The 21,340-nt window shown below is 67.8% G+C and carries 28 protein-coding genes; 18 read left to right on the top strand and 10 right to left on the bottom strand.

Translation table 11 applies throughout. The features are described from left to right. Positions 1-156: 156 nt before the first annotated feature. Together AB0L53_RS04630 and AB0L53_RS04625 are read right to left on the bottom strand one after the other, a co-directional pair. Positions 157-396, bottom strand: coding sequence for a hypothetical protein (locus AB0L53_RS04630; protein WP_363990161.1), 240 nt, complete (start codon positions 394-396; stop codon positions 157-159). A 148-nt stretch (positions 397-544) separates the two neighbouring features. Beyond that, positions 545-2,140, bottom strand: a complete 1,596-nt coding sequence (locus tag AB0L53_RS04625) for an FAD-dependent oxidoreductase (protein ID WP_363990158.1) — start codon at positions 2,138-2,140, stop codon at positions 545-547. Positions 2,141-2,258: 118 nt separating this feature from the next. On the opposite strand from AB0L53_RS04625, the gene AB0L53_RS04620 reads away from it, so the two are divergent. The 3 genes from AB0L53_RS04620 (at position 2,259) to AB0L53_RS04610 (ending at position 3,933) form a co-directional block, all read left to right on the top strand. Then, the gene (locus AB0L53_RS04620) at positions 2,259-2,915 is read left to right on the top strand and encodes a helix-turn-helix domain-containing protein (RefSeq protein ID WP_363990155.1); all 657 of its coding nucleotides are present in this window, start codon (positions 2,259-2,261) and stop codon (positions 2,913-2,915) included. Positions 2,916-2,958: 43 nt separating this feature from the next. Then, on the top strand, positions 2,959-3,462 hold the full coding sequence (locus AB0L53_RS04615; RefSeq protein WP_363990152.1) for an NUDIX domain-containing protein: 504 nt from the start codon (positions 2,959-2,961) through the stop codon (positions 3,460-3,462). Positions 3,463-3,759: 297 nt separating this feature from the next. Next, positions 3,760-3,933 carry a hypothetical protein gene (locus AB0L53_RS04610; protein WP_363990149.1) on the top strand — a complete coding sequence of 58 codons (174 nt, stop codon included), beginning with the start codon at positions 3,760-3,762 and terminating at the stop codon, positions 3,931-3,933. 174 nt (positions 3,934-4,107) lie between these two features. On the opposite strand, the gene AB0L53_RS04605 is transcribed toward AB0L53_RS04610, so the two are convergent. Beyond that, positions 4,108-4,728 carry a hypothetical protein gene (locus AB0L53_RS04605; RefSeq protein WP_363990147.1) on the bottom strand — a complete coding sequence of 207 codons (621 nt, stop codon included), beginning with the start codon at positions 4,726-4,728 and terminating at the stop codon, positions 4,108-4,110. Positions 4,729-4,829: 101 nt separating this feature from the next. After that, the gene (locus tag AB0L53_RS04600; RefSeq protein WP_363990144.1) at positions 4,830-5,975 is read right to left on the bottom strand and encodes a helix-turn-helix transcriptional regulator; all 1,146 of its coding nucleotides are present in this window, start codon (positions 5,973-5,975) and stop codon (positions 4,830-4,832) included. A 137-nt stretch (positions 5,976-6,112) separates the two neighbouring features. Between AB0L53_RS04600 and AB0L53_RS04595 the strand changes: the two genes are divergently transcribed. Genes AB0L53_RS04595 through AB0L53_RS04585 form a run of 3 tightly spaced genes read left to right on the top strand, consistent with a single transcriptional unit; the run spans position 6,113 to position 7,907 of the window. Further along, positions 6,113-6,670: a YceI family protein gene (locus AB0L53_RS04595; protein ID WP_363990141.1), complete on the top strand. Its 558-nt coding sequence runs from the start codon at positions 6,113-6,115 to the stop codon at positions 6,668-6,670. Positions 6,671-6,712: 42 nt separating this feature from the next. After that, positions 6,713-7,315: a dihydrofolate reductase family protein gene (locus tag AB0L53_RS04590; RefSeq protein WP_363990138.1), complete on the top strand. Its 603-nt coding sequence runs from the start codon at positions 6,713-6,715 to the stop codon at positions 7,313-7,315. Between the two features lie 4 nt (positions 7,316-7,319). Next, a complete protein-coding gene (locus tag AB0L53_RS04585) occupies positions 7,320-7,907 on the top strand; it encodes a dihydrofolate reductase family protein (protein WP_363990135.1) in 588 nt (195 codons plus the stop codon). Between the two features lie 61 nt (positions 7,908-7,968). Here the strand turns inward: AB0L53_RS04585 and AB0L53_RS04580 are convergent, their stop codons facing one another. After that, positions 7,969-8,472, bottom strand: a complete 504-nt coding sequence (locus AB0L53_RS04580; protein ID WP_363990132.1) for a hypothetical protein — start codon at positions 8,470-8,472, stop codon at positions 7,969-7,971. A gap of 12 nt (positions 8,473-8,484) precedes the next feature. On the opposite strand from AB0L53_RS04580, the gene AB0L53_RS04575 reads away from it, so the two are divergent. From AB0L53_RS04575 to AB0L53_RS04565, 3 genes are all read left to right on the top strand, one after another. Next, complete coding sequence (locus AB0L53_RS04575) at positions 8,485-8,928, top strand: MarR family transcriptional regulator (protein ID WP_363990129.1); 444 nt, start codon at positions 8,485-8,487, stop codon at positions 8,926-8,928. 104 nt (positions 8,929-9,032) lie between these two features. Further along, positions 9,033-9,956: an aminoglycoside phosphotransferase family protein gene (locus AB0L53_RS04570; protein ID WP_363990126.1), complete on the top strand. Its 924-nt coding sequence runs from the start codon at positions 9,033-9,035 to the stop codon at positions 9,954-9,956. 42 nt (positions 9,957-9,998) lie between these two features. Next, positions 9,999-10,451 (top strand): hypothetical protein, encoded by a 453-nt coding sequence (locus AB0L53_RS04565; RefSeq protein ID WP_363990123.1) that lies wholly within the window; start codon positions 9,999-10,001, stop codon positions 10,449-10,451. A 17-nt stretch (positions 10,452-10,468) separates the two neighbouring features. On the opposite strand, the gene AB0L53_RS04560 is transcribed toward AB0L53_RS04565, so the two are convergent. The 4 genes from AB0L53_RS04560 to AB0L53_RS04545 all read right to left on the bottom strand — a co-directional run bounded on the left by AB0L53_RS04560 (position 10,469) and on the right by AB0L53_RS04545 (position 12,858). Continuing rightward, positions 10,469-10,726 carry a hypothetical protein gene (locus AB0L53_RS04560; RefSeq protein ID WP_363990120.1) on the bottom strand — a complete coding sequence of 86 codons (258 nt, stop codon included), beginning with the start codon at positions 10,724-10,726 and terminating at the stop codon, positions 10,469-10,471. Positions 10,727-10,846: 120 nt separating this feature from the next. Then, on the bottom strand, positions 10,847-11,686 hold the full coding sequence (locus AB0L53_RS04555; RefSeq protein WP_363990117.1) for a hypothetical protein: 840 nt from the start codon (positions 11,684-11,686) through the stop codon (positions 10,847-10,849). Between the two features lie 144 nt (positions 11,687-11,830). Beyond that, positions 11,831-12,394, bottom strand: a complete 564-nt coding sequence (locus AB0L53_RS04550) for a hypothetical protein (RefSeq protein ID WP_363990115.1) — start codon at positions 12,392-12,394, stop codon at positions 11,831-11,833. Between the two features lie 113 nt (positions 12,395-12,507). After that, entirely contained in the window at positions 12,508-12,858 is a 351-nt protein-coding gene (locus AB0L53_RS04545) for a hypothetical protein (protein WP_363990112.1), read from the bottom strand. A gap of 253 nt (positions 12,859-13,111) precedes the next feature. Between AB0L53_RS04545 and AB0L53_RS04540 the strand changes: the two genes are divergently transcribed. From AB0L53_RS04540 to AB0L53_RS04505, 8 genes are all read left to right on the top strand, one after another. Next, on the top strand, positions 13,112-14,011 hold the full coding sequence (locus tag AB0L53_RS04540) for an alpha/beta hydrolase (RefSeq protein WP_363990109.1): 900 nt from the start codon (positions 13,112-13,114) through the stop codon (positions 14,009-14,011). Beyond that, a complete protein-coding gene (locus AB0L53_RS04535) occupies positions 14,008-14,667 on the top strand; it encodes a TetR/AcrR family transcriptional regulator (RefSeq protein WP_363990106.1) in 660 nt (219 codons plus the stop codon). The genes AB0L53_RS04540 and AB0L53_RS04535 overlap by 4 nt, the downstream gene beginning before the upstream one ends. Positions 14,668-14,780: 113 nt before the next feature. Beyond that, positions 14,781-15,212 (top strand): hypothetical protein, encoded by a 432-nt coding sequence (locus AB0L53_RS04530; protein WP_363990103.1) that lies wholly within the window; start codon positions 14,781-14,783, stop codon positions 15,210-15,212. A gap of 22 nt (positions 15,213-15,234) precedes the next feature. After that, the gene (locus tag AB0L53_RS04525; RefSeq protein WP_363990101.1) at positions 15,235-15,396 is read left to right on the top strand and encodes a hypothetical protein; all 162 of its coding nucleotides are present in this window, start codon (positions 15,235-15,237) and stop codon (positions 15,394-15,396) included. Between the two features lie 225 nt (positions 15,397-15,621). Beyond that, positions 15,622-16,419, top strand: coding sequence for a metalloregulator ArsR/SmtB family transcription factor (locus AB0L53_RS04520; RefSeq protein ID WP_363990098.1), 798 nt, complete (start codon positions 15,622-15,624; stop codon positions 16,417-16,419). A 108-nt stretch (positions 16,420-16,527) separates the two neighbouring features. After that, entirely contained in the window at positions 16,528-17,703 is a 1,176-nt protein-coding gene (locus tag AB0L53_RS04515; protein WP_363990095.1) for an MFS transporter, read from the top strand. A gap of 81 nt (positions 17,704-17,784) precedes the next feature. Further along, positions 17,785-18,945, top strand: a complete 1,161-nt coding sequence (locus AB0L53_RS04510) for an NAD(P)/FAD-dependent oxidoreductase (RefSeq protein WP_363990093.1) — start codon at positions 17,785-17,787, stop codon at positions 18,943-18,945. A gap of 94 nt (positions 18,946-19,039) precedes the next feature. Continuing rightward, positions 19,040-19,780, top strand: coding sequence for a hypothetical protein (locus AB0L53_RS04505; protein WP_363990091.1), 741 nt, complete (start codon positions 19,040-19,042; stop codon positions 19,778-19,780). Positions 19,781-19,816: 36 nt separating this feature from the next. On the opposite strand, the gene AB0L53_RS04500 is transcribed toward AB0L53_RS04505, so the two are convergent. Continuing rightward, positions 19,817-20,674 (bottom strand): polysaccharide deacetylase family protein, encoded by an 858-nt coding sequence (locus AB0L53_RS04500; protein WP_363990088.1) that lies wholly within the window; start codon positions 20,672-20,674, stop codon positions 19,817-19,819. A 9-nt stretch (positions 20,675-20,683) separates the two neighbouring features. On the opposite strand from AB0L53_RS04500, the gene AB0L53_RS04495 reads away from it, so the two are divergent. Beyond that, positions 20,684-21,334 carry a helix-turn-helix transcriptional regulator gene (locus AB0L53_RS04495; protein WP_363990085.1) on the top strand — a complete coding sequence of 217 codons (651 nt, stop codon included), beginning with the start codon at positions 20,684-20,686 and terminating at the stop codon, positions 21,332-21,334. Positions 21,335-21,340 lie beyond the last annotated feature (6 nt).

Below are 21,340 nucleotides of genomic sequence, written 5' to 3'. Positions count from 1 at the left end.
CGGATAGGTTCTGTGACTGGAACTCTGGACTGCGGGCTCGTTCGCAGGTCACTGAGCAGCGGGCCGGCGGCTGATGTGAACCCCGTTTGCGGCGCCGGGCCGGCCCGGCGCGCGGCTCCATGGCCGCGCGCTTCTTCTGGCCCGCAGGGAATGTGCCTACTTGCCGCTGTGATCGATGACGTTGCCGTTGGCGCAGTTGTTCGCGTGGCCGCCCACCCAGACTCCTAGGGCTGGCACCACCGCCACCTCCTGCAGGCAGACGGCCGCGGAGGTGAAGTTCCAGTTGTTCGCCGCGTTCACCCCGCCTCCGAAGTTCGAGTCGTTGTCGGCGTAGGCGGGACTGGCGATCCCTGCCGCGCCCAGGATGAGCAGCGTCGTCGCGAAAGCTTTCTTCATGTGGTCGCTCTCCGTCGTTGAACCGAACAGGTCAACTACAAAGAGTAGTTAAGCGAATGCGCAACGTGAAGTCACGGAGTCGAGTTTTCGATCTCGGCGGTGGCCGTCCATGCCCACGATGCCGCGTGTCGCCCGGCGCCCGTGTGGGTCACATGGGGCCGAACCACCGCTGCAAGGCCGCCCGGAGCGTTTCCATCTCCGCGGAATCTGGTTGGGGCGACGCGGAAGCCCAGGCCACGTAGCAGTCCGGGCGAAGGAGCAGGGCGGTGGGCGCGTGGGGCTGGGGGCGCGCGGTGACGATGTCGACCTGGTCGTGCCGTAGGGCGGGTGTCCGCGCCAGCGATGCTCCTTCGGTCAGGTCGAGTAGCAGGGGGCGTGCGGTTCTGGTCAACTCGGCCAGTCTGACCGGCCCGGTGGGGGTGTGCGCCTCCAGGTCCGGGGCGAAGCGGCCGATCAGCGGGTGCGGCTTGGGTCTGCCCATGTTTTCGCCCACGTCTTCGCCTATGTCTTCGGCCACGTCTTCGCTCATGTCGTAGCGGACGTCGGCGCCCGCGGTGAGTTCGGCCAGGCGCCGCACGGTGTTCGGGTCGCGGAGCAGTTCGCTGAACACTTCGCGCAGTCCGGTGACGTCGCTGCCGGGGGCGATCAGCGCCGACTGCGCCTGGGCGTTCAACACCATGCGGTGTGCGGCCGATCGCCGCTCCGTCTCGTACGTGCTCAGCAGTCCGGGCGGAGCGCTTCCTCGGATCTCGGCGGCGAGCTTCCAGCCGAGGTTGATCGCGTCCTGCAGGCCGAGGTTGAGCCCGGGGCCGCCCCCGGTGGCGGCGTACACGTGGGCGGCGTCACCGATCAGGAACACCCGGCCGTGGGCGAACCGTTCGGCGACCCGGGTGTTGCCGCCGGTCAGCCGGCGCAAGGCGTGCGGCCCTTCGCCGTTGGGCGGTCCGAGTGGTACGTCGACGCCGAGCACGCGGCGGATACTCGCCCGCAACTCCTCCAGGCTCATCGCGGCGTCAGTCGCGGCCTGGTCCCACTCGGTAGTGGTGACCAGCGGTGGATGGCCGGGCATCGGCGCGTACGAGAACCCTCCCTGCTCGGTGCGGTGGGGCAGGAACGGCATGACGGGGCCGTAGCCGGGCACGTTCAGCGCGCCGTTGGCGGGGTCGACCCAGCCCGCGGGGACGGTCGCGTGCGCCGAGCGAACAGTCATCCGGTCGTAGGTGACGCCAGGGAATCCGATGCCGGACAGCTTGCGCGTGGCGCTGTGGGCTCCGTCGGCACCGATCAGGTATCGGGCCTGCAGGTGGTACTCCCCGTCCGGGCTCGTGATGTCGACGGTGACGGCGTCGTCGTCCTGTGACAGGCCCACAACCTCGTGTCCCCGCCGGATTTCCACCCCCAGCTCGATCGCTCGATCCTCCAGGACCTGCACTATGCGTCGCTGCGGCACTGGCAGGGCGTAGACGGGGCTGTCCGCCAGCAGGCTCAGGTCAAGGCCCATCGCGCCGAACATGAAGTACGCGGAGTTCGGCCGCGGTGGTTCCGGGCTGCCGCTGAGACGTTCGTGCAACCCGCGATGGTCGAGCATCTTCACGACCTGGCCGAGCAGTCCGTTCGCTTTGGGCTCCTGGCTGGGCTCAGGTAGCCGCTCCAGCACGAGCGGCCGGACTCCTGCGAGGCTCAGTTCGCAGGCCAGCATCAGCCCGTTCGGGCCGCCGCCGGCGATGACGACATCTGTGATCATGTTGCTCCTTCGCTCGCATGGGGCCCGCATGGGACTCGCATGGGGATGAGGCGCGAGGCTAGGCAGAAAAGTGCGTGCACGCAAATTTGCGTGTACGCACTCTAGCTGGAATGCTGAGATGGTGACGACAAGACGAACCGGGTTGCGTGAGCAGAAGAAGCAGGCCACCCGGGAGGCGTTGAGTGCGGCGGCACTGCGGCTGGCCCTTGAACGTGGACCGGACAACGTGCGCGTTGACGACATCGCCGAGGCCGTCGGCGTCTCAGTCCGGACCTACAACAACTACTTCTCCAGCCGCGAACAGGCGATCGTCGCCGCCATCAACAGCGAACGGGAAGCGCGGGTCGCGTCGACAGTGGCTGACCGACCCGACGGCGTCGGCCTCGCCGCCGCGATCATCGAGGCGATCGTGGATCAGTACACGGATCCGGGCGTACCCAGTCGCGAGGCGCTGCTGATGATCACCACCCGTCCCGCGCTGCGCGAGGCATTCTTCGATACCACCAGCGCGCTCGAACATCCCCTCACCGGCGCGATCACCAGACGCCTCGGCGATATCGACCCGCAAACCGCCCGTGTGCTCGCGGCCAGCGTGGCCGCCGCGGTTCGCGTCGCGATCGAACAGTGGCTGCACACCACTGCCGCGTCCGTCACGGCCGGCGGGCTCGTCGTGCCGTCCGGCTCGCTGGCGGACCTGCTGCGCACCACGCTCGCACCACTCACGCCCGCACTCGACGCCGCGGAGCAACAGGCACACCGCCCAGCCGCTTCCTAGTTATGGGAGCGTTGCGGGTAGCTACGCCGGATGGGAGCAAGTGATGCGGACCCGACGAGGTGCCCGGATTGTGCTGCTGGACCAGGACGATCGGATTCTGATGATCCGGCACAGGTACGACGGCGTCATCGTCGTCCCCGGGTCTCCGGTCCAGGAGTTTTTCTGGGTGCCCCCAGGCGGAGGATTGAAGGAGGACGAAGACTTCCTTCAGGCGGCTCGTAGGGAACTGCTTGAGGAGACTGGACTGACGGAGGTCGGGTGGGGGCCGTGCCTGTGGACTCTGGATGCGGACGTCCGGTGGGGCGGCGAGCCCGTACACATGCACGAGCGGTACTTTCTGGCGCGGGCGCGCGGCACGCAGACCATTACCCGCGCCTACCTGGAGCCGGAGGAACAGCAGGGCATTATCGACCACCGATGGTGGTCCTTGGCCGAGCTTGTCGCCAGCACAGAGACTCTGCGGCCTGTGGGACTTTCGGAGTTATTGGCCGATGTGCTGGCCGTAGGGGGACATCCGTCAGGTGAGCCGCGTGCCCTGCATGCGTAGGAGTCCTGTCCCCTGACGGCACCCAGGATGAATGCCGCTCCCTTCAAGTCGTAACAGCGACAGCAGACGATCTACCAGTTTGCGGCATTTCAGCCTGTCGACGGCGATGGACGGGGAGTGCTATGACCTTTTGATGCGCATTCGACCAGCTGAACTCGCTGACAGCGAGGCGATCGCTGTTATCCACGTGCGATCCTGGCAAACGGCCTACCAGGGCTTGGTCCCCCAGCAATATCTTGACGGGATGACTTCCTCCCAACGGCAACCCGTCTGGGAGCATCTGCTGGCCGAAACGTCGTGGCCCTGGCGCAGGCCGGCTATGAGAAGGCCACCTTGTGGGTGATGGAGGCCAACGTACGCGCTCGGCGCTTCTACGAGAGCAACGGCTGGCACAGTGACGGTTCCGTCAAACAGGACGAGACACGCGGCTTCGTGCTCACTGAAATTCGGTACCGCCGTGTAGTCAACTGACCGTGCGGGGTGCGTACGGTGACTCCGTCCACTGGCCCGGGCCGTCGGGCGGCCCAGCCCTGCCGCCCCCTTCTCCAGCGCGGCCGCGACTTCAAGCACCTGTTCAGGCTGCTGGGCCGAGCGTCCGCTGCGATCACTGCCCATCCATAGGGTCAGTGCGGGTGCTCAGCCTCTTTACGGAGACTCTGCGGTCGCCACGGTGCGCCGACGTCGCTCAACGAGGAAGAAATGGACAAGGATGAAGCCGATAATCGCGGCAGCCCCCGTCCATACGATCGTCTTTCCGATGGCCTCGATCACCTCATTCCTGCCGGGCGTGAGCACGACCATCTGTACAGCGGCGCCGACCGGCACGGTCAATCTCGCGAGCACACCCATCACTCCCGGCCGCTTGACGCATGCGCCGATGGCACCCAAGGGCGCTCCGAAGATGACGCTGGTGACCCACCACACGAGTGGTTCGGATCCGTACCAGGGGGAGAGCCCCGCGCTACGAACGGTGTCCACAATGCTGTACGCAGCCGTGGCCGCAAGCAGGGCCAGTGCACCAGCCGCAGCGCTCTCCGCCAGCGCCGCGGAACGGCTCTGCTCGGTGCGTGTGACCAGCCACCCTACGGCGACCGCTAACCCGGCCCAGGACCAGCCCGAGTCCAGCAGTACGCCGATGATTTCCGGCACTGACCACCCGCTGACGGTGTAGGCACGGCTACTAAGGTCGGCGTAACTATGGGAGATGGCGTTCACAAGGGAGGTCGCCGCGCCGAACCCCGCGCCAATCGCCAGGGCACTTGCCATTCGGATAACGCGTAAGCGGACCCGCCGCCGACTATGTCGTTGATCGTTAGCCATGATGCTTTCCTACCGCACAAATCACGCTGTCCGCGGAACGATCAAACCTACGCCAGGGTTCTTCGATCGGATGCGGTCGGCGACGCGACTCCCGACGTCAAGGAGGCGGCATAGTGATCGAGGAACAGCCGGGCGATCAGGTCGCCGCGTGAACCGGTACCCGACTTGGCGAAGATCGACTTTAGGTGGTCCTGCACGGTGTACGACGACACACGCAGCCGGCCGGCGATCTGCTTGGTGGACAAGCCCATGGCCACCAGCTCGGTGACCCGGCGCTCGCTGTCGGTGAAGCCGTAGGCATCGACCATCAGGGGCGCCATCTCGGCGGGGCGAGCGACTTCCAGCATCACCGCGACCTGCGGTTCCGGACCGTCATTCAGCAGCGAGCCGCGGATGATCAGCCACTGACCGGCCCGGGTGCGCGCTCGGGCCCTGGCCGGCCGGAGATCGGTCGGCGCAGGTGTCGCACTCGTCGCCGGGCCGCAGAGGGAACGGGCCTGGCGAGCGACAGCGGAGATCACCAGCGGCAGCCGAGCGCCCGCTCTGTCACCGGTGCCCAACTCGTCCAGCCAACGATCCGCTGACTTGTTGGACATGCGTACGCCGTCATCGGCGTCGAGGATCAGCAGACCGACGTCGTCGTCACCGGCCTGTGCGTCACCGAGCAACAGGCCGCGCCGTAGTCCATCAGTGATCAGGGGGGCGACCGACGATACGAACTCCACCTCGGCCAAGGAGAAGTACGGGCGCTTCGCCTCCCGGAACACAGTCAGCTGCCCCCATGTCCCCGTGCCGCCGGCGAGCACCACCCGCAACTCATCGGAGAATCCCCCGGGGCGGCGGATCTCCCGCTGGCGCAGGCTACGGTCGAGGTCACCGGCGGTGGCTTCGCTCAGGCTGCCGGCCGGGCGGCCGGCATGGGCGAGCTGTGACCACTTGTTGAAGTCCGGCTCACGCACCTCGATCTCCACGAGCCGGAGCAGCTCTGCCGCGGGCAGGCCGTTCTCCACGAACTCGGCGGTCGGGAGCATGGTCGCCGGGTCGGTCGTCATCAGGCAGGTGCCTTCAGCGGGCACGGCCCGGCCCAAGGCGTCGCCGACGGCCCGCGCGAAGTCCGGCACGGGTAACCCTCGGTGAACCAGCCTGACGATTTCGTCGCGGACGCGCGCATGCGCCGCCGATGCGTTGACCACGATCGGGAGCTTATGGTGATCGACGGCATAATCCCAGAAATCTGGGATACAACCCGGCGCCACGATCTCGCATGCTGGTCGCACAGATCAGTATCCGCCCGGGCAGGCCGGGCCGCACAGGGGGAGTCCCGTACGCCATGATCACCGTCGATGCCACCCTCGCCGCCGGCACCTGGGTCGGCGATCCCGTCCACTCCGACATCTCGTTCAAGGTCCGCCACATGGGCGTCGGCAAGGTCAGGGGAACGTTCGCGCTCGCCTCGGCGGCGCTGAGCGTCGGCGAGGGCGGCGGCCGGGTGACCGTCCTCATCGACCCCGCCTCGGTGCGCACCGGCAACGAACAGCGCGACCAGCACATCCGGTCGGCCGATTTCCTGGACGTGGAGAAGTACCCGCAGATCGAGTTCACCTCGACCGAGGTCCGCGGCTTCGACGGCGAGACCTTCATCCTGGTGGGCGAGTTGACCCTGCACGGTGTCACCAGGACCGTCGAGATGGACGCCGAGTTCCTCGGCGTCGTCGACGACCCGTCCGGCGCGGAGCGGACCGGGTTCTCGGCGACCACCACCATCAGCCGCGCCGCGTTCGGCGTCGACATCCAGCTCGGCTTCGGCGCCGGCAACGTCGTGGTCGCCGACACCATCGAGATCGCCATCGAGATCGAGTTCACGACCACCGAATCGGACCCGCGATGACACTCGTGGCACCCCGTTGGACGTACTGAAAGGACCGGAAACGTGAGTAAGACCGTGCTGTACATGTCGATGTCGGTGGACGGGTTCATCGCCGGGCCGAACGTGGCGCCGGGCAACGGGCTCGGTGACAAAGGGCATCGGCTGCATGAGTGGTTTCTGCCGGATGCCGACGCCGATCACAGGAAAGACGTCGACCACCTGGCGGGCGCGAACCGTGAGGTCACGGACGAGGCCATGGCCACCGGGGCGGTCGTCGTCGGCCGGCGGACGTTCGAGCTCGCCGACGGCTGGGGCGGCGACCACCACGATGGCGTGCCGATCTTCGTCCTGAGCCGCCGTCAGCCCGATCCCGAACTGCAATGGCCCGGAGTCACCTATGTGAGCGACGTCACGGCCGCGATGAACATGGCCAAGGACGCGGCCGGCGACAAGGACGTACTGGTCCACGGAGCCCGCACCGCTCGGCTGGCACTTGCCGCCGGCGTCCTCGACGAGCTGCAGATTCACCTGATCCCGGTCCTGCTCGGACAGGGTGAACCGCTCTTCGAGGACATGCCGCCCGACCACATCGAGCTCGAACTGCTCCGTGCCGTGGACGGGCCGGGTGTGGCGCACCTGCGCTACCGCGTGAGGACGGAGGGCTGAGGCGATGGCGCTCATCCGGCTGTACATGACCATGTCCCTGGACGGTTACGTCACCGGGCCGCAGGACAGCCCGGACACCCCGATGGGAATCGGCGGGTTCCGGCTTTTCAACTGGCTCGACCGGCGCAACGCCCCCGGACCCAGCCGGCAGGTGTACGCCGAGGCGCTGGCCAGCCGCGCCCTCATCGCCGGTCGCCGCACCTACGAACACGCCGACCGCTGGCAGGGCGACCATCACGACGGCGTCCCCATCTTCGTCCTGACCCACAAGGTCCCGGACGAGCCGCCGCCGGGCAGCGTCCGCTACGTCACCGACGTAAACGAGTGCGCCGCACAGGCCCGCGCGGCGGCCGGGGACGGCGACGTGATGGTGCACGGTGCCGGGGCGGCGCAGGCGCTGCTGCGGGCAGGGCAGCTCGACGAGCTGGAACTACACGTCGTACCGGTCCTGCTCGGGCAGGGACGCCGGCTGTTCGACGACCTGCCGGCCGAGCACATCGAACTCGACCCGGTCCGGCGGTTGACCACGCCGCAGATCGAGGAACCCACACAGCACGTCATGCACCTGCGCTACCGCATCCGCCGCCCGTGACCCACGTAGTCCCTACCGATCAGAGCGCGGCCGCGGATCGACAATCGCTGTCCGTTGTCAGCTACGGAATCAGGACTCGGAGGTCCACATGCGTGTTCGTCGGGCAAGCCAGTGCACCCTCCACGAGGCTCTCGTGACGTGCGGCGTCAGCGTGTGAGCTCGTTGCGTAGATCGGCGAGCGCGTTCGGTCGTTCTCGCTGCCGGTGTGCGGTGCCTGGAACCAGCGTGCGTACTCCCTGATCTCGGTCAGCCGCCACTCCAGTTCGAACAGCTCGATCATCTCGGGCTCGCCGCCGAGGGCTCGCCGGTCGTGTTCGGGCAGGTTGAGAAGGTCCCGCTCGGGCGGGGCGAGCGCGAACGACTCCCAGTCCACCAGCACGAGTCCGGAATCGGTGAGCAGCTGGTTGGCGTGGTGCGGCTCGCCGTGCGTCGGCACCCAGCGGTCAAAGGCGGCCAGCGCCTTCTCGGCGAGCTCGGTATACCGTGACGCCCAGCCGGCGATCGATTCGGCGGACTCGACGATCAGACGACGAGCGTCCTCCCCGAACGGGCCCGCATTCCACAATCCTGTGGCGGCATGAGGCAGTTGGTCGGAGAAGTCCGGTGTGATCCGTGGTTGCCAGTGTGGCAGCGAAACCGGCGCGGGAGCGCTGTGCAGCCCGACGTGCAATGCCTGTTCGTGCTGGGCCGTCACGGTCCGACAACCCCCGGCGTCCTGGCCAAACACGTGAACCTCACCACCGGATCGGCCTCGCGCATGATCGACCGACTCGTCGCCGCAGGCTGCGTCCGACGGGTGGCCGACCCCCACGACCGCAGGCGGGTGCTCATCGAACCCACCCGGGAAGGCCTCGACCGGGTCAGCGCCGCCTACGCAGGACTGATCGCCCGTACGCGAGACGACCTCGGCGACTTCGACGACGCGGAACTCGGCACCATCGTCCGCTTCATGAAAACGGCCGAGCGCAGCACCGCCGCCGAGATCCACCGACTCCAAGCCACGCTCCAGGGCCGAACATGATCGTGCTTGGCTAGGGTGGACGCATGTTTTGACGCTTGCCCGGAAGTCGGGCACCCCCATGACCTCCTTCGTATCCCGAACAACCCACGAAGGAGATACCTGACATGAGCACATCGATCCCCGTCGACATCCCCGACGCGTTCGCCGCGTCGTACGGCAACAACAACCCGACCGGCCGTGCCTGGATCGCCGAATTGCCCCGGCTGGCCGCGGACTTCCTCGACCGCTGGACGCTGCGACCGGACGGCCCCGCGGCACACGGCATGGCCTCGCTCGTGCTGCCGGTGATCCAGGCAGATGGCGCTCCCGCGGTGCTGAAATTCCAGCAAGCAAGCGAAGACAACGCCGGCGCCACGCTCGGTCTGCGGGTATTGAACGGCAACGGCATCGTGCACCTGCTCGACCACGACCCGGACACCGGCACCATGTTGCTGGAGCGGCTGGACGCGGCCCGGCCGCTGTCGTCGGTGGTTGACGACGATGCCGCCATGCGGATCCTCGCCGAACTGATGGCGCGCCTGGTCGCGGCGCCCGCCCCGCCCGGTCTGCGGCATCTGTCCGACATCGCCGCCGCCATGCTGGACCAGGCTCCACGGGCTGTACCGGCGTTGCGCGACCCGGCCGAGCAGCAGCTGGTGCGCTCCTGCGCGTCCGCCGTGGCCGAATTGGTCGGCGAATCCGGTGACCGCCTGCTGCACTGGGACCTGCACTACGACAACGTCCTCGCCGGGCAACGGGAACGATGGCTGGCCATCGACCCCGAACCGCTGGCCGGCGACCCCGGGTTCGACTTGTGGCCGGCGCTGGACAGTCGATGGGAGGAGGCGGTGGTGGCGACCGGCGACGTGACCCGTACGGTCCTGCGCCGGTTCGACCTCCTTACCGAGGCGCTCGGCCTGGACCGGCAGCGGGCGACCGGGTGGACACTTGGCCGCATCCTGCAGAACGCCTTGTGGGACATCGAGGACGGCAAGACCACGCTGGAACCGGCCCAGGTCGCCCTTGGCATGACTCTGCTACACCGGTGATGTCGCGCCACGCGCCTGCCCGCAAGCCGAACGGAAGTACGGATGATCTACGTCAAGACGCCCCTTACCCGTGAGATCCGCGAAGCCGCGGCCCTGACCTGGGGCGTCACGGGGGCGGGCGAGCGGTTGCACGGTGGAGAGGAATCCGCCGCCTACCGCCTCGACGGGCACGTCATCCGTGTCGGCCCGGCGTGGCGCGCCGCCGCCGAGTCGGAGTGGTGCCACGCGATCGCCCGGCACGCCGCCGCCGGCCTCCCCGAGGCGGTCGCCCCGCTGCCGACCGCCGAACTGGACGACCCCGATCTGGACCGCTGGCTGGCCGCCTTCCACGCCGAACACCCCGTGCGTCACCCCCTGCACGGCGACTACTACACCGGCAACACCCTGAAGCTCCGCAGGGAGTACGCCTACTTCCACAAGGGGGTGACCTATGACGAGGCGGACATCGAATACCACCGCGCCCGGGTAGAGCTGTTCCACCGGCTGCGCCCCTGACAGCCGTACCAGCGTCTCTATCGCTGGGTGGTGGCCTGGGCTTGGCGGATGCGGTCGTTGAGGGTGCGTCGCACGCTGTCGACGTCGGTGGTGGAGTTCTCGGACAGGGTGTCCATCAGTTCCGCGCAGGCTTGGGCGGCGGCCTCCGACCGGGGCAGCATGATCTTCTCGTACGCGGCAGCGGCCTGGTCGAGGTCGGGGTGGGTGGCGATGGCGGTGGCCAGGTCGCTGCCGTCGATCAGGGCGAGGTTGACGCCGATACCGAAGGGCGGCATGAGGTGGGCCGCGTCGCCACCCGGCCCCCGAACAGGCCGCCAACGCAATTTTCAACCTGCTCGAACGCGGCTGGACCACCGCCCATCCCGGCACCTGAACACCGGCGGCAGGATGCGGGGCTAATTCCAGGCGCCAGGCACCTGGTAGGGCACCTTGCCCTCGAGTTGCTCCTGGTCGAGCACCTCGCCTCTCAGCGGCAGCAGAACGGTGACCTCCCGCCCCCAAGCGGAGTAGCGGGTGTCCGACTCGACACGGAGCAGGGAACCCTTCCAGTGGCGCAGGACGCCCCTGGCCGTAACCCGCTCCACCAGTCCGGCCGCACTCAGCCGGAGGGTGTAGGAGATGGTGCTGACGGGCTTGCTGATGGAGTAGCCACGGAAACGAGAGGCGAAGGAGCGGGATACCTTAACCAGCTTGTCGGCCTTGATCGTGCCCTTCACCAACCCGTCCCGCCAGGACGTGCGGTGGGCCAGCAGCGCCTTGAGCGTGGCGGGCTCCAAGACCTCCAGCGGCGGGTTGCTGACAGGCTGATCGGTGGCGGAGTAGCGCACCCAGTTCGTGCCCTGTGGCAGCGCGTCGGCGAACTGGGGGCCTGAGACGTAGTCGTCGTAGCCTGACGAGATCACCCTCAGGGGCATCTCTTCCAGGGCGGCGTCCTCCGCCATGCCGAGTTTCTTCAGGCCGCTCATCATCGTCTTGCTGAACCGCAGGCGCTGGGACGTATCAGCGGCGGTCTCGCCTTGCGGTCCGAACCCGACCGTGCCGTCCACGTCCACGGTGTAGTAGAAGCCGCGACCTTGATCAACCTTTGCGGTGGACACGATGTTGACGCCCTTACCGCGGGTCAATGCGGCTTGGAGCGCTTTTACCGGGTCGATCCTTGGTGCTGCCTGCGCGGGGGTGGCGACGAGCTGTGCCAGTCCCGCGATCAGGATTGCACCCACGACGGTCCGCTTCATCACGATCCCCTGGAAATTGGTCGGAGGGACGATCAATGTCGTGCATACGAGATCAACTGTCAAACCCAGCCGCGATCGTGAGATGTTCTCGATGGGCATGCCGGAATCGGAGAGCTGTGCTGCCAGTGGCTTGTGGAGCCGCCGTTAACAATTGAGAGTGGCGGTGGCCTGGGGCCGGCCCGAGCCGGGATCCAAGGCCACAGGGAACGTCCGCCCGTCGGCCACCCGGATCTCAACCGAACTCGGTCCCGTCCACTTGACCGAGTCGAAGGTGTCGTCGGGGACGTCGTCGTTGAAGCAGCCGAGATGCCACTCCCTGCTGAGCAACCCGCCGTCATTGCGGACGCTGAGCGACATCACCATGTCCGGCCCGAGACCCGCCATCGATCGCTGGAGCCGGATCCTGTACGGGGGCGGTCCGTCGACGAAGCCGACCTCCTCGGCAGAGGAGAACCCAATGGCGAGCAATCCCCCGAACAGCGCGACACTCGCGCCCAGCCCGGCAAGGAGGACGATCACGACGCGTAACCACCTCCACCGCAGCCCGACGGCGGCCAACGCCATCAGGACGCAGGCCAGCACACCGAGCGCGAACGGATGGTGCAAATGTTCCCTTAAGAGCACGAAGTCAGAGTCGTGGAAGTACACCAGAGCCGCGAGACCGCCCACGCAGAGCGAGGCGGCCAGCAGCACGAGTGAGCGAGACATCGCAAATCCCATCGGTGGGGGGCCACCGAGATCATGACAGCGCCGCGGTGCCGTAACCGCAATTGCGGGGAATCTCCACAAAACCCGCACATCGCGGCCGGGCGAGGTTCTTCTCAGGTCCCGAAATCACGAACTCGAAGAGGGCTGGTTCCGTAGTCCGGACCGCTGAGACTGTCGTGGGCCCTTGCCCACGCTTCGTCGAAAGCGTCAAGAGTCAGCGGCTGGGGGTTATGACCTTCCCATTCATGGACGGGTTGCTCGGCTATGCGGTCGTAGAAAGCTCCGTATCGTGCCACTTCTCCGCTCTCGAAAGCCGTCTGCCATTCGGCCAGGGAGACGGCGGCGAAAGGCTGCTCGTCGGGGCCGCGGAATTCGATCTGCCGGGTCACCCAGCCTTCGTCATCGGCCTCGATGTAGAACCAGGTGTCCTCGTCGGCCCAGTGGCTGCGGAACCAGTGCGTCATCGTGGCATTCCCCCTGGGGCGAGTGGGAGGGCTTAGAGCTTCCCGATGTCGGGTGATTGGCGCGAAGTCGCTCGTTCTTGAGGCCCAGCATGCTGACGGCTCGGGAAAGCACGGCTTTCATTTCCGGGATCATTGAACACCAAACCCGTCACAGCGATCTTTGGGTTCGCCTATTTCGCCAGGTCATCCCCTCTCCTGAACACCCCACTCGGGGCCGTTCTTGAGACGGCTGGACTCCATCTACACTGTAGACATGAACTACAGTGTAGATGCGGTGGAAGCGCCCGGAGCGCGGTTGCATGTCGAGCGGACCGGCGACGGACCCCCGCTCCTACTGATCTCCGGAGGCGGCGGCGACGCCGGCATGTACGCGGACGTGATCCCGCTCCTGGCCCGGAGCTTCACCGTGATCGCCTACGACCGGCGCGGCAACTCGCGCAGCCCGTTCACCGATCCCGGTGCCTCGATCACGGTTGCCCGGCAGGCTGACGACGCGGTCGCCGTCCTCGACCACTACGGCATGGAACGCGCCTATGTCTTCGGCAACAGCGCGGGCGCGATCATCGCCCTGGAGATGGTGATCGGGCACCCGGACCGCCTTCTGGGCGCGGTGGTGCACGAGCCGCCGCTGGTACAACTCCTCGCTCCCGACAGCCCCGAACGGCGCGAGATCGAACACATCGGCCGCCTCGCCCGAGACGGTCACCTGATGCGCGCTTACGCGGCCTTCGGCGCGATGACGCTACCGGACCCGCCGCGCGTGTTCCTGTCGCCATCAGGCCAAGCCACGATCGCCGCCGCCACTCACCTCATGCTCGCCGCCGACGGCCTGGTACGAAAGATCACCCGACGTACGCCGGACGTGATGACCCGCCAGCTCCGCAACGCCGAGCTGACCCTGCGCCGCGAACTGCCCGCGTTCTGCTTCGACTACCAGCCAGACCTGACCGCGCCGGCCGCCACCACGGCGCCCTGGTGCCTGGCCACCGGCCGCGACAGTGTTGGCAAGCCGTACCATGCGCCCGCACACCTGTTGTCTGAGCGCCTTGGCGTACCCTGCCAGGAGTTCCCCGGCGGCCATGTCCCATTCATGCAGCACCCGCACGAGTTCACCACGACGCTTACGAAGATCCTGGAGGGCTTCCAGCCATGACGGCCGACCCCAGCCCACCGGTCAGGTTGCCAGAGCCGCCCACCCGGCCCACCCTCACTCGCGAATACCTCGCCGCCGCCGCGCTCGCCCTCATCGACGCCCATGGCCTGCGTAAATTCTCCATGCGCAAGCTCGGCACCGCCGTCGGCTTCGACCCGATGGCCGTCTACCGTCACTACGACGACCAGGAGGACCTCTTCGACGGCGTCGCCGAGACGCTGTTCACCGAGGTCAATGTCGACACTCTGCCCTGGGACGGCCCCTGGCGCCAACTAGCCCAGAACTACTGCCTGCGCCTGCGCGACACACTCCTGCGCCACCCCCACGCCGTGCCACTGTTCGCCACCCGCCCGGTACGCTCACCAGCCTCCATCGACACCGGCGTGAAGATGCTCACCAAGCTCAGCGACGCCGGCATCCCGCCGGCGCAGGGCTTGCGCATCATCCGCTGCCTGCGAGAGTTCACCATCGGCCACACCCTCGCCATCGCCGTGACCAAGCTCGGCGCCGACCAGCGCAGCCGCAAACCCCAGCCCGGCAGCCCCGACTACAACCTGCTCGCCGAAGCCGCCGACGCCACCACCCTCGACGACCACTTCGAGCCGGGGCTCACCGCGATACTGAGTGGCTTCGAACAGTCCACCCGCATGCGCTGAGGCGTCTCGACAGCGGCATCGATTGCGGCCCGGGAACCATCGGTGAAACCTGCTGCACCGGATCCTTGCATTTGCTGCGCATTGTCCGCATAGGCGGCTGCTTGTATTGCGACGTGATCGATCGAAGAACGCCGCCTGCCGGCGACCTGCGCTGGATGGCGGGGTGCGCGTTCCCGCTGATCATCGCTATAGCATGCGCGACAATTGGGACCTTCTTCGATATTCGCTTGGTGGCCAGGTCGCAGCTCTACTGCCTTGGCGACCTGAGTTCGGGGGAAAAGTTCGCCGGACTCTTCTGGGACTTGGGCCGGACTATCCTCTTCCCGGTCATTTCGGCGCTGTCGGCACTTGTCTCGCTGCCATTCCAGCTGCTGGCCCGGCTTCCCCGGCTGACCGGCCGCATCTGGCTGGAACTCATCTTGCTGGCTCTTACCATCGTCGTCTCGGCCGCTGGGCCGGTAGCGATGGTTCTGTACGACGTGGCCACCGAGGGTACGCCAGGTGACTGCGTTCTGCCGTGGTGGCCATCGTGGCTTCCCGCGTAGATCAGGAGTTGCCGACTGACCCGTGCCGGACAGCTCTCGTGATCAGGTGGCCACCCGCTGCGGCGCCGTGTACGAGTCGGCCACCGGCGGTCAGGGCGGCCGATTGGCCGTGTTGCTGCTGGTGTTCGGGGTGGGCGGCACAGTAGGGAACCTGGTGGTCGGGTACTTCTGGTCGCCTCGCTGAATCAGTCCGCGCTGTACCTGGCGGTCTCGTTGTCCGGCGCGGCCGGCGGGATCGCGCTCGACGCCGCCGGCGCCGCGCTTCTCGCGCCGCTGGCGGCCGTGTTCGTCGTGGCCGCGGCCGGCCTCACCTGGTGGTACGGCCGAATGGACGCGCGCGGGCGGGCTCCGGCGGTGAGGTGAGAGTCGCCATTGACATTATGCAGGCAAATACCTGCATAATGGAGGCATGAGCCTCGAAGCGAGAGCGATGGACTCGGTCTTCAAAGCGCTGGCCGACCCCACCCGACGACTCCTGCTCGACCGTCTGCGCGAGCACAACGGCCAGACACTGAGCGAGCTGTGCGACCGCCTGAACATGGCGCGCCAGTCGGCGACACAGCATCTCGACATCCTTGAGCGGGCCAACCTCGTCACCGTCGTACGACGCGGACGGGAGCGGCTGCACTATCTCAACCCGACACCGATCCATGAGATCGAGGAGCGCTGGATCTCGGGGTTCGACAAGCCCCGCCTGCAAGCGATCAGTGCCATCAAGAACCAGGCAGAGGAGTACGCCATGACCGAAGTACCCACCTACGTCTATGTCACCTACATCCGCGCAAACGCGGAGCAGGTGTGGCAAGCCCTGACGGACGCGGACCTGACGGCGCGGTACTGGGGACACGCCAACGTTTCGGACTGGCAGCCGGGCTCGACCTGGGAGCACCGGCGCGCCGACGGATCAGGCGTCATCGACGTCGTCGGCCGAGTGATCAAGGCCGAACCCCCGACGCGCCTGGTCATCACCTTCGACGACGCCCCCGACACCGAAGCGCCGAGAGAGCCGTCGGTCGTCACCTTCCTCGTCGAACCCCACCAGGACATCGTCCGCCTCACCGTGACCCACGAGAATCTTCCCAACCAGGAGATGCTCACCGGCATCTCGGACGGATGGCCGGCCGTGCTGGCGAACCTCAAGTCGCTGCTGGAGACCGGCGAGGTCCTCCCGCAGGCGCCATGGGAGATGAGCAGCGCGCACGCCTGAGGCCAAAGCCGCAAAGGTGATGGTTGAGTCTGAAACGTGCCAGTGTCAGCGGCTTCATGACTGCTTGGCTGGGTGTCTCAGTCCTGTGCACCTGCCTGAACGGGAACCATGTCAACCACCACCCTGGCCCCGCCACGCCCGCCCCTCATCAGCTGGCTCGCGGTCACCGCGCTCATGCTGGGCATCTTCGCCATCGTCACCAGCGAAATCCTGCCCATCGGCCTGCTGACCGCCATTGGCGCCGACTTCGGCATCTCCGACGGCACCACGGGGCTGACCATGGCCCTGCCCGGCATCGTCGCCGCGGTCGCCGCACCCGCCGTCACGCTGACCACCGCGCGCCTGGACCGCCGGGTGATGCTGTGCGTCTTCATGGCGGTGCTCGCCGTGGCCGACGTGCTGGCCGCCGTGGCGACCTCCTACTGGGTGATGCTGATCTCCAGAGTGCTGGTCGGCCTCACCATCGGCGGCTTCTGGTCGATCGGGGCGGGGCTGGCCGGCCGTCTGGTGCCGCCGCACGCCGTCGGTACCGCCACCGCGGTGATCTTCTCCGCCGTGCCGCTGGGCTCCGTGCTCGGCGTACCGGCCGGCACCTTCATCGGCGACCTCGCCGGCTGGCGAACCGCGTTCCTGGTCCTGGCCGCGCTGGCGATCGTGGTCCTGGCCGCCCTGGTGATGCTGCTGCCGCCGCTGCCCGCCCGCCAGGTCACGAGCCCACGTGTCCTGCTCGACCTGCTACGCGCCCGGGGCGCCGGTATCGCCCTGCTGGCCACCTTCCTAATCGTCTTGGCCCACTTCGGCACCTATACCTACGTCACGCCGTTCCTCCAGAACGTCACCGGCCTGTCTCCCGTGGCGGTCAGCGCCGTCCTGCTGGCGTACGGCATCGCCGGAATCGCCGGTAATTTCCTGGCCGGCAAGGCCACCGCCACACATCTGCGAGCCGCCTTCGTGACCTGCGGCTGCCTGATCGCGGCCACCACCCTGCTGCTGCCCTCGATCGGCGGCACGACCGTCGGCGCCGTGGTGCTGCTCGTGGTCTGGGGCCTGGCCTACGGAGGCGTGCCCGTCTGCTCGCAGGCCTCGTTCATCACCGCCGCCCCGCACACGCCCGAAGCCGCCACGGTCGTCTTCACCTCCTCCTTCCAGGCGACGTTCGCCCTCGGCGCGTTCGTCGGTGGGCGCGTCGTCGACGCCTTCTCGGTCTCCACCGTGATGATCTGCGGCGGGCTGGCCGCTCTGGTCATGGCGGTATGCGTGTGGTCACTGGCCAAAGCCCGCTGAGTGTGGCGGCCGCGTGAAGATACGGGGCAGATAGCGTGCAAACGGGCGTATGGGTGAGGTGCCACGCCTACCGTCGCGGGTATGCAGGCCGTCGATGTACTGGTCGTGGGTGCGGGTCTGGCCGGGCTGCGCACAGCCCGCTCGCTCGCGCGACGGGAACTGAAGGTGCTGGTGGTCGACCGCCGCAGGTCGCTGTCAGCGGGCATCCGTACGACGGGGATCTTCGTACGGCGCACCCTCGACGACTTCGACCTGCCGGACCATCTGCTCGGGCCCGGTATCCGGGATGTGCTGCTGTATCCGCCCTCGCGGCGGGCACCGATCCGGCTCACCAGTGACCGCGACGAGTACCGCGTGGCCGACATGGCGGCCGTCTACGAGCACGCGCGGCGCGCCGCGGAGTCGGCGGGGGCGCGGGTCCTGCTGGGCGTACGGTATGTCGGCGCATCGAGGGGTTTGGTGCGGTTCGCGGATGCGGAACCGGTGACGGCCCGGTTCATCGTCGGCGCGGACGGCGCCCGCTCCCGGGTGGCCCGTGATCTCGGCCTCGATGTCAACCGGAACTCCCTGCTCGGCGCCGAGATCGTGCACCCGATCGCGCCTGGCACGGCCACCCCGGCGTTCCACTGTGTGCTGGACCCCCGGGTCGCTCCGGGGTACCTGGGATGGGTCATCGACGACGGCCGGTACGCGCATGTCGGCGTCGCGGGATATCCGGCCGCGATGCGCACCGGCATCCGTCACCTGCTGGACGCTTTCGCCGCGAACGCGCCCGGCCGTGCGGCGCCGACCGGTCCGGTCGAGCGTCGAGGCGGTCCGATCCCGGTCGGTGGTGTGCTGCGACGGCTGGCGTGCCCCGCCGGGCTGCTCGTCGGCGACGCGGCGGGCGCGGTGTCGCCGCTGACGGCCGGCGGTTTGGACCCTTGCTTACGCATGTCCGAATGGGCCGCGGCGGTCGCCGCCGGGTACCTGCGTACCGGCGATCAAAGCGTCTTGAGCCGGTACGACGGAGGCGTGTTGCGGGCCCGGTTCCGAGGTCGCCTGTTGCTGCGCCGTGTGTTCGCCGGTATCCGATCTCCTACCGCGGCAGAGGTTGTGGTGACGCTGCTGCGTGGTCGCGCCGGTCGGGCTTTGGCGGCGCGCGTTCTGTTCGGAGACGGTTCGTTTCCCGATGTCAGCCCACGGCTCGCGGATCCGGCGATGGACCACCTGGGTGGCAGCCGATGGCCCGGAGTTCGTTGATCGCCTCCTGCTCCCGGCCGGGCAGCAGACGCAGGGTGCAAGCCCGCGCCGACCGTGCCCCGTTTGTGATCCGCCTCCGGCATCATCGCTGATCATGAAGAAGATGATCACTGCTTTGGCGGCCGGCGCCGCCCTATCAGCCGCCTTATCGGCGGTTGCCGTCCCCGCTCAGGCGGCGACCAAGGATCCCGTCAGCGCGCTGAAGGCCCAGCTCGTACCCGGGCACGGCGTGCGCTTCACCGAAACGGTCGCCTGGTCGAACGGTACGGAGGAGAGCGAGGTCCAGGACCGCAAGGGCGTCTTCCAGTTCGACAAGAAGGGCGTCGCCGCGTTCGACATCAACATCCACTGGGACGACGACACCTACGGGCGGCAAAGGGCCGTCGGCATCGGCAATATCACGTACCACACCGGCGGTGTCATGCCCATGGTGCTTCCGGAGGGCAAGACCTGGTACAAGGTCAAGAGGTACGGCGTGCCCGACTCCTACGGCCAGATTCTCAACCCGGCCGAGCCCAAGACCTTGGCCGCGCTGATCAAGCACGGCAAGTCGACGAAGAACTCCATCACCGGCACGATCACCTTCAAGGACCTCAAGCGGGCCTCGGCCTGGTGGGCGGGCGCGAAGGCGGACAACTCGTTCGACAGTACGAAGGTCTACTACACCCTCACGCTCACCTCGGGGGGTCTGGTGAGCAGGGTGCAGAGCAAGTTCACGGCTACGGAGACCGGGCGACAGGCCATGATCGCCGTGGACAGCCGCTACAGCGGGTGGGGTGCGAAGGTGTCGGTCAAGGCGCCGGATCCCGCCAAGGTGACCACCGACTTCCGCTGACCCACACTTCCTACTCCCTCGCTCAACCTCATGGACTCAGCGTCCTGGGAACCTGACGTAGTGCTCGGCGAGCTCGTCGCTGGTCGTCAGCCATACGTCGGGGCGGTTGGCGATGTACTCGAGCGCCTGGTCGAGGTACTTCGCCCGGAACGCCTGGCCGATGACGAACGGGTGCAGCGCCAGCGCCATGACGCGCCCGCTCTCCGCGGATTCGGCACAGAGCTGGTCGACCTGGTCCTTGACCATCTGTACGAAGTCGGCGCCGCTCCTGCCGTGCATGGTGAAGATGCCCAGGTCGTTGAGTTCGAGTGAGTACGGCACGCTCAGCATGCCCGGGACGTTCAGCCGGTACGGCTGGTCGTCGTTGGTCCAGTCCAGCACGTAGCTCAGGCCGAGCTCGGCGAGCAGGGACGGCGTCTGGAACGTCTCGGTGAGCGCGGGACCCAGCCAGCCGCGCGGCCGCCGCCCCGTGGCCTTCTCGATGGTGTCGACGACCTCGGTCAGGTAGGCGCGCTCGTCGTCGACGTCGGCCTGGAGGGTGGAGTTGTTCTTGCCGTGGGCGAGCCACGCCCAGCCGCGGGCGTTGCCCGCCTCGACGATCTGGGGGTACCGCTCGCACACGTCGGCGTTGAGCAGCACGCTCGCTCGGATGCCGTGCCGGTCGAGTACCTCCATGACGCGCCAGATCGCCACCCGTGGTCCGTAGTCGCGCCAGCCGTAGTTGAGCGGATCCGGTACGAGAGTCGCGGTCGCCTCGTTGATGCTGGTGGAGGGGCGGTCGATCATGAAGTGCTCGACGTTCAGGCCCACGTAGAAGGCGACGCGGGCGCCGCCCGGCCAGCGGATCGGTTCGCGGTCGACGATCCGGCCGACCGGCTCACGGTCACCCACCACGAGGGCGGGATGACAGTCGCTTGGGAGGGTCCTTACCGCGACTACCCCGAATACGCGATGATCGCGGAGTTCGTGCCGTACATGCTGCTCATGCTGGCCGGCTCGGGGGCCGGTCGGCGGCTCACACCGGTGTGGGTGGGGCTGCCGCGCCGCCCGGCGACCGCCCCCGAACGCCTGGTCGCGCTGTACGACACCAGGCATGTCGAGTACGAGGCAGCCCACCCGTCGATCACGTTCGCCGAGGCCGACATCGACGCGCCCCTGCCACGCGCCGACCCCGCGCTCGCCGCGATCCTGGACAACCACGCGCAGCTGTCCACCGCGGCCGCCCGTCCGGTGCGGGGCTGGCTCGACCGCTTCCACGCCGCGCTCGAGTCCGCGGTCGCCGACGGCCCGCCGGGCCTTGACCAAGTGGCCCGGCGACTGGCCATGAGCCCCCGTACGCTCCAGCGCCGCCTGCGCGACGAGGGCAGCAGTTGGCGAGAGGTGCTGGAGAAGCTGAGCCAACGACGGGTGGACCGCCTGCTGCGGGAAACCACGCTCAGCGTGGAGTCCATCGCCGCGCGGGTCGGCTTCACCGACCCCCGGGCCCTGCGGCGAGCCATCCACCGCTGGTACGGCCACGGACCGGCCACCATCCGCGCGAGCGGCCCAATGTAAGCGCCG

Origin of the sequence: Nonomuraea sp. NPDC052129 (assembly GCF_040680095.1) — a bacterium.
Taxonomy (GTDB): Bacteria; Actinomycetota; Actinomycetes; order Streptosporangiales; family Streptosporangiaceae; genus Nonomuraea.
This window is presented reverse-complemented; position numbering and strand designations above follow the sequence as displayed.